This is a genomic window from Coleofasciculus sp. D1-CHI-01, assembly GCF_040218875.1.
Taxonomy (GTDB): domain Bacteria; phylum Cyanobacteriota; class Cyanobacteriia; order Cyanobacteriales; family Coleofasciculaceae; genus Coleofasciculus.
This window is the reverse complement of the sequence record NZ_JAVJQP010000114.1, coordinates 1-14513: the sequence shown is the minus strand read 5'-3', so window position 1 is coordinate 14513 and position 14513 is coordinate 1. Positions and strand designations below refer to the sequence as shown.

At 45.9% G+C, this 14513-nt stretch carries 10 protein-coding genes and 1 pseudogene; 6 read left to right on the top strand and 5 right to left on the bottom strand.

Features of this window, described 5'->3' with window-relative positions; all coding sequences use genetic code 11:
- Positions 1–19: 19 nt before the first annotated feature.
- The 3 genes from RIB93_RS20665 to RIB93_RS20655 form a co-directional block, all read right to left on the bottom strand.
- Positions 20–856 (bottom strand): P pilus assembly protein, chaperone PapD, encoded by an 837-nt coding sequence (locus RIB93_RS20665; RefSeq protein WP_446375139.1) that lies wholly within the window; start codon positions 854–856, stop codon positions 20–22.
- 126 nt (positions 857–982) lie between these two features.
- Positions 983–1474: a hypothetical protein gene (locus tag RIB93_RS20660; RefSeq protein ID WP_446375137.1), complete on the bottom strand. Its 492-nt coding sequence runs from the start codon at positions 1472–1474 to the stop codon at positions 983–985.
- 595 nt (positions 1475–2069) lie between these two features.
- Positions 2070–3791 (bottom strand): hypothetical protein, encoded by a 1722-nt coding sequence (locus RIB93_RS20655; RefSeq protein WP_446375135.1) that lies wholly within the window; start codon positions 3789–3791, stop codon positions 2070–2072.
- Between the two features lie 602 nt (positions 3792–4393).
- Between RIB93_RS20655 and RIB93_RS20650 the strand changes: the two genes are divergently transcribed.
- A complete protein-coding gene (locus RIB93_RS20650) occupies positions 4394–5149 on the top strand; it encodes a hypothetical protein (protein ID WP_446375133.1) in 756 nt (251 codons plus the stop codon).
- A gap of 115 nt (positions 5150–5264) precedes the next feature.
- A pseudogene (locus tag RIB93_RS20645) lies at positions 5265–5510 on the top strand (zinc ribbon domain-containing protein); the annotation flags it as partial.
- Between the two features lie 58 nt (positions 5511–5568).
- Here RIB93_RS20645 and RIB93_RS20640 read toward each other — a convergent pair.
- Positions 5569–6192, bottom strand: coding sequence for a hypothetical protein (locus RIB93_RS20640; protein ID WP_446375131.1), 624 nt, complete (start codon positions 6190–6192; stop codon positions 5569–5571).
- Positions 6193–6454: 262 nt separating this feature from the next.
- Here RIB93_RS20640 and RIB93_RS20635 point away from each other — a divergent pair, with 262 nt between their 5' ends.
- From RIB93_RS20635 to RIB93_RS20620, 4 genes are read left to right on the top strand one after another with little or no spacing between them, the layout of a single operon-like run.
- On the top strand, positions 6455–6988 hold the full coding sequence (locus RIB93_RS20635; protein WP_446375129.1) for a DUF928 domain-containing protein: 534 nt from the start codon (positions 6455–6457) through the stop codon (positions 6986–6988).
- Positions 6989–7042: 54 nt separating this feature from the next.
- The gene (locus RIB93_RS20630; RefSeq protein ID WP_446375127.1) at positions 7043–9769 is read left to right on the top strand and encodes a WD40 domain-containing protein; all 2727 of its coding nucleotides are present in this window, start codon (positions 7043–7045) and stop codon (positions 9767–9769) included.
- Positions 9745–9960, top strand: coding sequence for a hypothetical protein (locus RIB93_RS20625; protein WP_446375125.1), 216 nt, complete (start codon positions 9745–9747; stop codon positions 9958–9960). The genes RIB93_RS20630 and RIB93_RS20625 overlap by 25 nt, the downstream gene beginning before the upstream one ends.
- Before the next feature lie 34 nt (positions 9961–9994).
- A complete protein-coding gene (locus tag RIB93_RS20620; protein ID WP_446375123.1) occupies positions 9995–12739 on the top strand; it encodes a WD40 domain-containing protein in 2745 nt (914 codons plus the stop codon).
- 507 nt (positions 12740–13246) lie between these two features.
- On the opposite strand, the gene RIB93_RS20615 is transcribed toward RIB93_RS20620, so the two are convergent.
- Positions 13247–14513: SagB/ThcOx family dehydrogenase (locus RIB93_RS20615; protein ID WP_446375121.1), on the bottom strand; the 1267-nt coding region annotated here is incomplete at its 5' end.

Sequence of the window (14513 nt, the reverse complement as noted above, 5' to 3'; positions counted from 1 at the left end):
ATTTGCCCGGATCAATGTTTTATTGCTCAGGAACAGTGAGAGTAACGCTGAAGGGAAGTTGGTTGCTATTATCATCACCCCAAATTAATTCTCCAGTGAGTTGGTAGTTACCAGGAAGAAGTGCTAACGCTTCCGATTCGGGATGATTATTCAATATCAAGTTGCGATCGCTTTGTGCTACAATAGCAGTCGGAACGGATTCTCCTGTTTGGATAATTCTTTCTCCCTGCTTTAACTGCCAGTTAGCCCCTAACCGGACAGAAGCATCGCCGATATTTTCAACCAATAATTGAAGTGTTTTTTGATTGGCATTAAACTGAGCGCTATCAACGGTTAAGTTAGGAGAGACATCCCCTTTACGGATATAAACCGTTGTCGCTACGCGAGTGATAACCCCCACGTTTTTACCACTACCATTAACCGACTCTTTTAAGGTTTCAGCAAAAACGGCTGTGCGGTATTCTCCATCGGGTAAGCTGGGAGCCAGGATTGCTCTTAGACGTACCCGCCGCGTGACTCCTGGTGGTATGGTTAATTCTCTGGGGGAAAATTGCAGATAGGGGCTAAGATCATTCGTATCAGAGGGTAAGGTTTGAAATCCTTTATCGCGATCGTATGTAAAAGGTTCAGTGTAAATTCTTGCCCGTAAGGGTGTATCACCAGCATTAATCACATTAATCATTGTTTGCGCTTGACCCCGGTTAGTCTCGGCTTCAATAATTAATGGCGATGCGCCAAGCTGTGCTAATGCGGTGCTACTTAACAGGAAAGTGGCTGATAAAGCACCGCTACCTATTTGAAACGCTTTGACAGCAAGCTTAGAAAAAAAGGTAATCTTTTTAGTGTAATCAAGCATGATGCTAAATTTTGTCTGTTCAAGTATTTTCCAAGCGAATAAATAGCTGCTAGGGTTACATTCCCCTAGATTTCCCCAGCAGCTAATTGACTAGACAAGAGCGAAGATTGACGAAGAACCTTGTGGCTAGGGAGCTACAGTCAACCGCACATAAAAGTCATAGTCACCACTAGGAATAAATCCCGTCGCCGGAGTTGTTGTCATGTCAACTATCAGATCCGTTTCACCTGGAAGAGGTACGGCTGTTGGAGTATCAGGTGTTCCAATAACGACAGCGTTAGCACCGGTACCTGTAACAGCAACAGTGGTTAATGCGGTACTATGATCGTAACCATCAACTGTTCCTTGTTGGGCAGGAGCATCTGCTTCTAGTGTGGCAAGAACATTGTTGCAGGTAAGTTTGGCAGTACCAGCCGTACCACCATCAGCAACAGCACTGGTTAGTGTGGTTCCGGCGAGGAGTCCTAACGTTCCATCAACAACATCGCTAAACGTACAAGATGCAGGCACATTAGCAGTAAAATTAACATCAGTACTTTCCTGAGCTTGTGCCGAAGAAGTGAATCCAACAGTACCGCACAAAACTAAAGTAGAAGCGATTAGGGTCTTACGAATCATTGGCTTGAATTCCTCAAAAGCTTTGTTTGATTTACAAGTTAATCTTATTCAAAAGCCCAGCCTGAAAAAATCGGGTAAATTACGGGAATTTGTTAATAACTACTGCAATCAAAATCCGTATATACACTGAGGTTGAGTCAGACAAAATATGAGAACTGTAATTTTAAAGGACGCCTCAAACCCTTGAACCCTTCATCCAGTAAAGCTTTGAGCGTTGTTGTATCGAAGGCTAGGAAACCGAGAGTATTATCCTTCTCAGCAGCCATTTCTCTGTGACACTTACCGATAAACTTCGAGAAGACTTTTCTCCACCAATGAGGGGTGTGACCCCTGATCCTTTAAAATAATCTAGATATGGGGATTCTCTAGAATAAGGATGATTTGTCTCTATGAAACAGGCGATTCGGGTGGTACTATTTCTATTACCCCTATTGGTGCTTGGCATAATACCAAGTTGCGTTCTATCATGTCTAGGAAGAGCGAAGCGTGAAGCTTTCGCTATAGCGAGGAACGAGATACGAGAATCTGGACAGATGCGCGAGCGTCATGGAGCCTGCCCTCGAACGAAGTGAAGGGTTCAATAGACAACTGTTGTTTAAAATTTTATCATATCAGTCCATTGTTGTTGAAAATCAAAGATAGCTAACACACCCAAACCCACTAATCCGAAAACCGGCACAAATAAACTAAACAGATAAAACCGCCATAACTTCGCTTTTACCTTTTGTTCTTGTTGCATCATCGCCTCAAACCTGTCATCTCCAAAGGGTTGGACAGTGAGATCGGTTAAAGAAACTGATAACAGACGATAACGACTCGGTTGGGTCAAAATGAGCTGATCTGATCCGACAGCGATATTAAAATTATTCGCTGAATCCGGTAGATCAATCCGAATTGGATTTTGCCAGTTTGAATCAAAGCGTAATAAATCCTCCCGAACCAAATTTTTATCCCCAATCAACACCCACCAAAACCCTTGATTATCTTGCTGCACAAAGACAGGAAAAACTCGACCTTGGCGAGCTGGGTTTAAGGCGATCGCATCTCTGTTTACGTCATACTCTATGACAGGATCAAATACGGAGTTAAACCGTTTCACGAGGGGGATTTGGCTGGGGGCTTGCTCAATCGGGATGCAGCTAGTTTCCGGTCTAGGCGCTTGAATCATATCAATTGATTGATCGGGAGTGAGATTCAATCCTTGGGAATTTGTTGACCAGGTTAATAGTCTAAAATTATTGGTATCAGCAACCACTAATTTTCCTTCATTACTCAGAGTTATTCCATTGGGATAACAGAGTAATAAATCCTTGCCCCGTGTATGTTCAATTTCTCGTCCATCCTGATCCAAAACCAGTAAGCGATGCTCTCCTGTGTGGGTTGCATAAATTAGATCGTGTTGAGGATCAACGACAAACTTAAATGCCCCTTGAAACGGAGAAGAGTTGGCGAGATTCGACTGAAATCTAGGTAATGGCTCACAACGATTTTGGTCAAGTTGGCATCGTTGAATATTCCCGCGTTCCCAATCGCCGATTAATACTTGATTGGGATCAAGGGCATGAATATCGGTTAAGTTTTTAATTCCTAAAACCTCTAAGGGGTATCGATTTTGAACTTGACCCTGAGTATCGAACTGATAAAGATAGTGACTGCTAGCAGTCACAACCTCACCTTGGTTTGTTGTCGCCACTAAGGTAGGTCCATGATATAAGGCGGCACGGGAACCACTGTCAATGGCGATGATGATACCACCAATTGCAGCAATAATAAAAAGATAAGCAAAAACATTGATCCATCGTTTTTGCTTGACCATTTTGACCCCTGTTGTTTTGAATAGGGGTTCTATTTGGGCAAATAATTGTTTAGTTTTATTCTGATCGGTTTGCCCTAGAGCATTGATAGCAGCAAAGTAATAACTGGAGGGGCTAACAGGAGTTTTATATGAAGGTTTAGGCGTAAATTTAATTAGCGTTGTAAATTTAATCAGCGACGATTTAGGATGAAATAGTGTAACGTTAGTGTTTGAAGCAAATTCAATCGTTTGCAGAGGTACTTTTGGTTTTTGAATGAGACAACGGACATGATTGTCATCATATTCTAAGGCTGCTATTGTCCCCGTGGACATAAATCTAGGAAAATCTCCGAACTTAGTCGGCTCAATGTAGGTTACAAGACAATGGTTCATACCATTCTTGAGATCAGCACGCTTTTGGATAAACTGTTGTCGTTTTTTCCATAACAAGTAGAGTAAAAATCCACACAGAGAGAGAGCCAAAACTAATTTGATGAGGTGTAAGATTATTATGAGTTGCATAGTTGCTCCTGGATCATTGCTATCTTGTTGTTGGGGGTCAGCGATATTAAGTAGTTGGGCATAAAGTATTTAGCTTGTATTAAGAGATATTAAAAAAAATTAATTTTTACTGTTTTTGGTTGCCTAATCTCAAGCGTTAACTTTGCTTTTGTCCGACTCCTTATTGGTTATAGCGACTAACTTTATTTGTAAAAACATTATAATTGTAATTTACATCGACTCGTTGATCGCTTACTTCATCCGTTTAGTTCATCCACAAGGGTGATTTTTTATCATTCTTATAGACGGCTTAAGTTCACCCGAAAAGATGAACTTGATGGGGGATGTTAAATCCTTAGTATTTCCCTTAAACGGCAAACCGCATAAACTGAGGTCTGTCCGTTAAATTAACCATCTGTCACTTCAAGAAACCTGAAAACCCTAATCATGCTTAGATTTTAGGGATAGATACAGAGATGAGCATATTTCTCAGCAGCCATTTCTCTGTGATACTTACTCATCAACTCCAAGGAGACTCTGATCAACCAACGAGGGGTTTGACCCCTTATCCCTTACAATAATTCAGATATGGGGATTATCGAAGATAAGGATGATTTGTATCTATGAAACAGGCGATTCGGGTGGTACTATTTCTATTACCCCTACTGGTGCTGGGCATAAGTCGCGATCGCGCTGACGCCACGTCTACTCAATGCCGTCAAATTCGCCAGGTACGCCGCCTCGCGATACAACAAGGTTTAGACGACGAAAACCTGGCTACCCTAGAAGCGCAATACTGTGACACCGCCCAACCCTCAGCAGTAGAAACCATTCCACCGCCAACCGCTAGCCGCGAATGTCTGGATCTCACCATCATGACGCGATTGGCGCGACTATCTGACGGAAATAGCAATCTAGTGCGATTAGTCGAGAGTCAGCAACAATTCGCCTGTGGATTAGCCGATACCTGGGGAAGGGCTATCATTGAATATCCAAATGGACAACGGGCGAAAATCGGTGATAATTGGCAGTATCCCAACGGACAAACAGCAAAATTTGGCGCAATTTGGAACTATCCCAATGGACAAACCGCAAAAATCGCCTCTCGCTGGTACTATCCCAATGGGGAAATCGCTAAATTTGGCACACGCTGGAGTTACCCCACAGGACAAGCAGTAAACTTTGAAAATCTGGTAACCTGGGCGTGCAGTGTCATCAACCGGGATGAATGCGCCTCACGATTATTAGCGTTACGAAATACCAATGATTTTTGGAGTGAAATGGCAACCCTAGAATTAGCTTGGCAAGCGTACACTACTACCCCTGAGGGGGTGACAAGGGACTTGAAGGTACTACTGGATGTAGGGTGTAGGGTGTAGGGTGTAGGGAAAAATTGAACGAATCTCAGGGAGTTACCAAAAACTCTATTGTTTATTCATTTTGACCCTGAAGTCCTTCCAGTTGACGGCGTTGGCTCGCCTAAAGAGCGCTCGCTCCAATTGTGGACAAGAAGTTAAGAAAGCTTTGTCTACCCGTACTCACAAATGTTACCACTGTGGGTACGTTGACGACCGAGACGTAAATGCTGCCATTAATATCTTAATGAAAGCGCTGCAAGGACTAGCTCAACTACCGAGGGGCACTCGGAAAGTTACGCCTGGGGATGAGATGACCCGCGGCTTAGAGGAGGAAACTCCAAAAAGTAAGGTTGCTCGTAGAACCAGGAAACCTCATCAGTGATGATGGGAATCCCCGCCTTCAACGAAGTAAGGCGGGGAGAATGTCAAATTACCCCCTTTTAACCATGACCCTTGATAGTTGGAACCTTTCCCAGCAATCGAATTAAACTTATTCCAGTTAACCCTGCAACTAACATCCAAGTTACCCCTAAACCCAGAACTTCGCTGAGAAACATCTGGGTAAAGCGGCGCAAAATTCCGCCGACAATCCAACCTACGGCTAAACTGATTGACCAATTTAAACTATTGGCAAAAATCCATCCCCAAGCTTGGCTAACATACTGTCTGAGAACCCACCATTGTGCCATTCCCAGGATTAGCCCCAGAGTTGCACCATCGACGACTCCATACACCAACCGAGGGAAAAGACGCATCGTTCGGGGAGCAAACCAACCGATGACTCCAAAGGAACTCAACCCCATGACTCCCCAACCGAGGAGACTGGCAATAATCCACCACCAGGCGGAGGAAAGGTATCGTCTCAAGACTAGCCATTGGGCGAATCCGATTATCGTCCCGCCAATGATCCCCTCAATCATATTAATATCGGGTCTTTCTCCAATCTCGATCCAAAATAGACTTGCCACAAAACCCAACAGCGTCACCAATAGCCACTGCAACCAGACGCTACAGCTAGTTTCGATGGGTTTGATTGGGGATTGATAGTTAATGGTTACTGGCACACCAATGACAACGATTCAGAACAGCGCAAAAATATCTAAGGAGTCGCCTTAGATCTGTAATATATATATTACTAGGTATTACCGCCTCCATTGCCTCTCACAAGAGGAGACAAAACAAGAATTATGAAGATTGTCTTTAAAAAACTCTGGATTTTTTAAAGTTTTGATGAAGATCAGCTTAATTTTATTTTTCTAGATAAAACTTCCAGTTTTCGATTATTATAGGTCTATAAGTCTCAATCAAAGTTTCACATATCTACCAATGGATAGATTAAAGTCTTTTAAGTCTTTGAGTCTGGTAACCGGGGTATTCACGACAATCTGGGTAATGGGGATCGGCTGGCAACCCCCGCTACAAGCCCAGTCTAATGAAGATGTAAACGTTTTAACTGCCCAGCTTTCACCATCGCGCGATCGCGGCGCTGGGTTGCGCGGTGCTGGATGTGGCGAAGCAACGATTACCCCCTTGATGCCTACTAACGATCAGGGGGTTTATTTAGTGGCGCTGAACTCGCCCGCAACACTTTCATGGCAAGTACCGGAAACCACTGTCACCTCCGCCGAATTTCTCCTGGTGGATCAGAGTTGGAATCCAGTGTATCAAACCATGATTGAGATTCCTGAAGCAGGCGGTGAGTTTGAAATCACGCTTCCCAATGATCTTTCTCTAGAAAGGGAAACGGATCATTACTTCCAGTTTGCCTTAGTCTGTGATGCGGCTGATCGCACCAAAGATAATGCCATCCAAGGCGCAGTGCAGTTCACCGCCCCCGATGCTTCCACCCCAGAAGAATAAGGATCATTACTGAACCCGATTCATAGAACCTAGACACTTCAAGGTGTGCAATTTATGAAAGAAGCCTTTATTTCTTATTCCCGGCGCAATAAGGAATTTGTGCTGAAACTGCGGGAGGCATTTAAAAACGCTAACCGTGAGGTTTGGGTGGATTGGGAAGGCATTCCCCTAACCGCTGATTGGCGACAAGAAATCTACCAAGGAATTGAAGAATCGAATAATATCGTCTTTGTGATTAGCCCAGATTCAGTGGCATCCAAAGAGTGCGGTGTCGAAGTAGACTGTTCCCTAAAACACCATAAGCGAATTCTGCCGATACTATATCTGGATGTTGACCCAGACGCGATCCATCCAGAGATGAGAGAACTTCCCCAGATTGATTTTCGCGAAGGTACGGATTTTGAACAGGCGTTTGCAGAACTGCTGCAAGCCATTGATAACAATAAAGAGGATACCCAAGAACATACGCGCTTGTTAGTGCAAGCCATGGAATGGGAAAAAAAAGGACGCAATACTAGCCTCCTATTAAGCGGAAGTGAACTAACATCAGGAGAATCCTGGCTGGTGTGGAGTTCTGAACAAAAACCTTTTCCTACACCTCTGCATCGAGAATACGTTGGGCTCAGTCGTCAATGGGTCACTCGTCAGGCAAAACGATCCATTATTGGAGTTAGCTTGGCGCTGGGTGTGTCTACTCTCTTAGGACTTGTCGCGTTCTGGCAATATCAGCGATCGCAAAAACTTTTTGTCCAAGCCCAGCAAGAACAGCTTATTGTCCAAAGTACCACCTCCGACGCTTTATTTGTTTCCCAGCAAAAATTTCCTGCCCTTTTAGAATCCCTAGAGGCGGCTAAAACGCTGCAACAAGCCAACTGGGTTAGCCGAGAACCTCAACTTCATTCAACGATTTCCACGGCGTTACTTCAGTCTGTCTATTGGGTGAATCAATCGAATCAATTAGACGGGCATACAAATAAAGTTCGCAGCGTTAGTTTTAGCCCCGACGGTGAACGTATTGCCTCGGCTAGTAGTGATCATACGGTTAAACTCTGGCAGCGAGATGGGAGTTTAATCAAAACCCTAGAAGGGCATCGCGATCGCGTCCGAGAGGTCAGCTTTAGCCCTGATGGTGAAATGATTGCTTCGGCTAGCCGGGATGGGACGGTAAACCTGTGGACAAAAGACGGGGCGAAGCTACATAGCATTAATGCCCATGATAATGATATTTACGATGTCACTTTTTCCCCCGATAGTCAAATCATTGCCTCAGCCAGCCAGGATGGGACAGTAAACCTATGGAGTCGAGAGGGTGAACGCCTCAATTCCTTAAGCGGACATAATGCCCCGGTTATCAGTGTCAGCTTCTCGGCTGACGGTCAACAGTTGGCATCCGCTAGCGCCGATCAGACGGTGAAACTCTGGACAATCGAGGGTAAAGAATTACAAACCCTGACAGGACACCAAGGAGAGGTCACAAGTGTGAGTTTTTCCGGGGATGGTCAACTCATCGCCAGCGCCAGTCAGGATAAAACAGTGAAACTCTGGACGATTGAGGGGGAAGAACTGCAAACGCTAACGGGTCACAAGGATGGTATTTGGCAGGTTACATTTAGCCCCGACAGTCAACGCCTTGCCACCAGTAGTAAAGACAAAACCATCAAACTCTGGAATCGGGAGGGAACCCTACTCAATACCCTCACCGGACATAGCAGTCAGGTATTTGGTGTAGATTTCTCTCCAGATGGGCAAACTCTAGCATCAGCGAGTGATGATAGAACTGTGAAACTCTGGAAACTAGACAATCCCTTCGTCAAAACCTTGCCCCAATCCGGTATTAGTCCCAGTTTTAGCCCCAATGGAGACGTAATCGCGATCGCATCCGGAATCGATGTCACTCTCTGGAGTCCAGAAGGCAAGCAATTGAACACCCTGTCTGGACATCAAAATTGGGTGGAAAGTGTCAGTTTTTCTCCCGACGGTGAAACCATTGCCTCAGCCAGTGATGACCAAACCGTGAAACTCTGGACAAAAGACGGGAAAGAATTACAGACGCTAAACGGGCATGAGGGAATCGTCTGGACGGTACAATTTTCTCCCGATGGAGAGTATCTTGCCTCAGGGAGTCAAGACCAAACCGTGAAACTCTGGACACCTGATGGTGAACTGGTGCAGACTCTCAAAGGTCATCAGGGTATGGTGTTAGATGTCAGCTTCAGCCCGGATAGCCAAACCATTGCCTCCGCCAGTACCGATGGCACCGTGAAACTGTGGCGTCTAGATGGAGAGACGTTGCATGCAACGTCTCTACAGACGATTGAGGGACATGACGCCGCCGTTGGTAGTGTTAACTTTTCTCCCGATGGTCAAATCATTGCCACCGCCAGTGATGATCAAACCGTGAAACTCTGGACAACTGAGGGCAAATTACTCCAGACTCTGGCAGGACATAGCGATCGCGTCTATCGCGTCACCTTTCGACCCGATGGTCAGTTCCTGGCTACAGCCAGTTTAGACGGTACCGTAAAACTTTGGACGCTAGATGGCACAGAAGTCGTTACCTTGAACGGACATCAAGCGGGAGTAGACCATCTCAGTTTCAGTTCCGATGGCAACACCCTGGCATCTACGGATAGAAACGACACCATGATTCTCTGGAATTTAGAGTATTTGGATGACCAATTACTCAACAATCTCATCGCAGCGGGTTGTAATTGGGCAGGAGACTACCTGCAAACTCATTCACCGTCTCAAGACTTTTGTACAACAGACAGCAGTTCGTAGAGACTTCTCCACCGGAACGTCTGGAAGCTTGGGGAGATAAGGGAGATGAGGGAGATAAGGGAATTGTAGGGGCGGGTTTTACCACTAACGGGAAGCTTTGCACCCTGATATCCCTAAACCCGCCCCAACGAATTACTCGCATTCTGCGACATAAGACGAATAACAAAGGACGAATAACAAAGGACGAATAACAAAGGACGAATAACAAAGGACGAATAACAAAACATGGCTGACATTTTTATTTCCTACTCTTCTCCAGACAAAGACGCAATTCAGAGAATTTGTGACGCCCTCAAGCGGGAGAAACGAGATATTTGGGTGAATTGGGAAGAACGTCCTCTAACCCAGACTGAACCAGAAATTGAGGCAGCCCACACCTGTATCTTCTTTATTAGTCCCCATGCGATTCAATCGGAACGCTGTACTCAAGAACTGGAATATGCCATCCAACGCTGCAAACGCATTATTCCAATTGTGCTGCGGGATGATCAACTCAAAGGCGTGCATCCAGAATTAGCTAGACTCAACTGGGTCTTCTTCCGCCAAACCGATAATTTTAATGGGTCATTTGAGTCCCTCCTCAAAACCCTAGATACCGATTTAGACCATATTAAAGAACATACCCGCTTACAACAACTGGCGAAAGAGTGGGATAAGAAACAACGCAATAATCACCTTTTACTCCGAGGAAGTGAACTCGAAGCCGCCGAACAATGGTTCACCACCAATGCGGAAATCGAACCCAAACCGACCCAACTTCAGCGAGAGTATATTGATGCGGGACGCCAAGCCAGAACCCGTGGTCAAAGACGACTCCTCGCTGGCGTTAGTGTGGCGTTAGGCGCTTCGGTTATTTTAGGCGGAGTGGCGTTCGTTCAATATTTAAAAGCAGAACGACTGCGGATGCAAGCCTACACCGGGCAGATTATTAGCCACAGTAAAACCGCAGAAGCGTTGTTTGCGTCTGGTCAAGGCTTGGAAGCCCGATTAGAAGCCCTGAAAGCGGGACGTAAACTGCAAAATGCTAACTGGAGTCAAAAGGATACTCAGTTAAACGCCAATGTGATCACCGCCCTGCAACAAACGGTGTCTTGGGGTAGAGAACGGAACCAATTAGAGGGTCATACGGACAGAGTATGGGATGTCAGTTATAGTGCCGATGGTGAATGGATTGCTACCGCGAGTAATGACCAAACCGTAAAACTTTGGCGTCCAGATGGTACATTAGTTCGTACCCTCACCGGACATACTCAGCAAGTCCGGGGCGTGAGTTTCTCTCCCGATGGACAAACCCTTGCCAGTGGCAGTTTAGATGGGACGGTTAACCTGTGGAATCAAGAGGGAACCGTGATTAAAACCATCGCCGCCCATGATAATGCGGTTAATAGCGTCAGGTTTAGCCCCGATGGTAAACTCCTCGCCACCGCCAGTGATGACCAAACTGTGAAACTTTGGCAGCCAGATGGCACGTTGATGGGTACTCTAGACGGACATCAGGGTCAAGTGTATGGCGTCAGTTTTAGCCCTGATGGTGAAACGTTGGCGACGGCGAGTTGGGATGGTACGGTCAAGGTTTGGACGCTAGAGGGTGAACAACTGTTAACCCTGACGGGTCATGATGCTGGCGTTACCGGGGTTAGCTTTAGTCCAGATGGGCAACTCATTGCCTCAAGTAGTGCAGACAATACGATCAAACTCTGGAGTCAAGACGGTACCCTGATCACCACGCTTACGGGACATGAAAACCTGATCAATGGCGTGGTTTGGAGTCCAGATGGGCAAACTCTTGTCTCCAGTAGTGATGACCAAACCGTGAAACTCTGGCGTTTAGATGTAGAGACGTTGCATGCAACGTCTCTACAACAGACGCTAACTGGACATCAGGGTGCGGTTTATGGGACGAGTTTTAGTCCAGATGGGCAGACGTTGGCGTCGGCGAGTTTAGATAAGAGTGTCAAACTGTGGCAACTGGGTGAACGTCAACTTGTTGATACGCTTAAGGGACATCGGGATTCGGTCAATAGTGTCCGGTTTAGTCCTCAGGGGAATTATTTGGCATCAGCGAGTTCAGACAATACGGTGAAACTCTGGCAAAGTGATGGGACAGAGTTAGCGACGCTGCAAGAGAATAGCGATCGCGTCTATGATGTGAACGTTAGCCCCGACGGTGAGACGCTTGTCACGGTAGGTAATGACAAACGGGTGCGCTTGTGGAACCCAGAGGGGAAACTCCTGAAGACTTTACCAGGGGAAGAAAATCTAGAGGATGGACATCGCGATCGCATAAATCGGGTCAGTTTTTCTCCAGATGGCGAAACCATTGCCACGGCGAGTGAGGATGCGACGATTAAATTATGGAATCGGAATGGAACGCTACTGAAAACCCTCAATGAACATAGTAGTGGCGTCAATGATATTAGTTTCTCCCCCGACGGTGAGATCATTGCTTCAGTTAGTGATGACAACACCGTGATTTGGGATAAAACTGGCACAGTCCTCTCATCATGGCAGGCGCATGAGGAACCGATCAAAGCCGTGAGTTTTTCCCCTGACGGTGAGATGATTGCCACCGCCAGTGAGGATGAAACGGTGAAACTCTGGAATAAAGACGGCGTTTTATTAAATACGCTTGACGGTCATGATAATCCAGTTTATGCGGTAGCATTTTCTGCTGACGGTCAAACCATTGCATCCGGAAGTTTAGACGGACAGATCAAACTCTGGCAACGTGATGGCACGCCAATTGTCACCCTTAAAGGGCATGAGGATGAAATCAGAGGGTTGAGTTTCCACCCAGATAAGCCAACCCTGGCATCTGCCAGTTTGGACAACAGGATCATTTTGTGGAATTTGGAGGATGTTAATCAAACCGTTCTGGATAATCTCCTCGTTCGCAGTTGTAACTGGGTGGATGATTATCTGAAGACTAACCCCAATGTAACAGACCGCGATCGCGCCCTTTGTAACTAATTAGGGGCTGCTGAATAAGTATTGTGGGGGGGTAGGGAGATGGGGTGAGAGGGTGAGGGGGTGAGGGGCAGATGAGGGAGATGGGGGAGAATGAGTATTGTGTAGGGGCGGGTTTAGGGACTTTTTTTTGGCTAGGGATGATAACGTTTGTTCAAAACCCGCCCTGACATGACCCTTCACCTGAGTTGTACCAATCCAATGGACAGGCTATAGTAAGCTGTTATACATTTAAATTGGGTATTATAGCCTTACCAAAGCAGGTTAGGACATTTTCTACTATTCCCTGTTCCCTGTTCCCCGTTCCCTGTTTGGATTAACTAATGTCCTTTCCGTACCTCGTAGTGCTATAAATTGGGTATTAGTAGCGAGCAAGATGCTCGCACTCCAATAATTTTAATTTCACGCAAACTCTATCCATTTTTAGTCCATTTTAATGGACTTAAGCTATAAGCCAAGAACTTGAGTTCTTGGCGGGTGTCGAGGCAAATGACATAAGACCAATAACCATCAACTCCTGGGACGCCCCAGTGTAGTAATATAAAGAACCGCCTCATCCGCAGGAATCCCCAAAACCTCATTCACTTGCTGATCAAAGAACCCACCAATACCACTCACCCCCAAGGTTAAATAAATCGCCGCTAAATTAAGCCGTTGTCCCAAATGTCCCGCATCCAGATGCAGGTAACGATAAGCGCGATCGCCATACTTCGCCACAGCTTTTTTCAAGTCGGCGGTGTGAAAGAGAACCACACTGGCATCCCGCCCTAACTCTTGTCCTAAGCACAAATAATGTAATTCCCGGCGGAAGTTTTTAAAGCGGATTTGCCGCAATTCTTGAGCTTTTGGCGCATAATAATAGCAGCCTTCGTCTAAACCCGCCACTCCAGAAATTGCCACAAAGGTTTCAATTAAACTCAGATCAAAATAATTAGGACAACTATCAAATCCTTGTTCGCTGTAGTGTTGGGGTTGATAGGTGAAATCGAGTAGCAATTTAAGTTCATCTAAGGATAGCGGCGCACCCGTATAAGCGCGAGTTGATCGCCGTTTTAAAATCGTATTTTCCAAAGCTTGAGGCGCATATCCTTCCCCGGTAACACTACCCCATTGAATCGGTGATGTAGTCGTAGAGATTTTGGTACAGAAGGGAAAATTATACTTGTCTTCACCTACCTTTTCTGACTCTGATTCCCCAGATGGTGGCGATTCGATTTCCTGCTTATCTGTCGGTTCAATTTGCGTCGCTTGATGCAGGTAAGCCAGCAATTCCCCATCAGGAAGTTCGGGATAGTCAAACTGCGTCGCTGACGGTAAAGCAGTAGGCTGAGAGGGGCTAGGTTGTCCCTGGAGTTGATCCGCGAGGGGAACCACTGCGATCGCGCCTTCTTGATCTGGGTTAAGATAAAGCAGATCATTCACCTTCTGATCGACAAAGCCACCAATCAGATAGGGGCGATACCCCGTTAACGCACCCGCGAGTTCAATATTACCCAACAAATGACCCGTATCCAGAAACACTCGCCGATAGGCGCGGTCTTCATAGCGCCAAGCCGAACGATAAAATATAGCAGTGGTGATAATCGCCAGTTCCGTTGTCTCTAAGCTAGGATGCTGGAAACAAGCCTCTTGTAGCCCTGACCAAACCTCGCTATCCCAAAAATGCACCAGAGAATGGCTAGGACACTGATAGTTATACAGTCCCGGCGATAATATAGAAGTGCCACGGGAAATTAAATACACTTCCGCCGGATACAATCCCCCGGCTGAAGGTGCC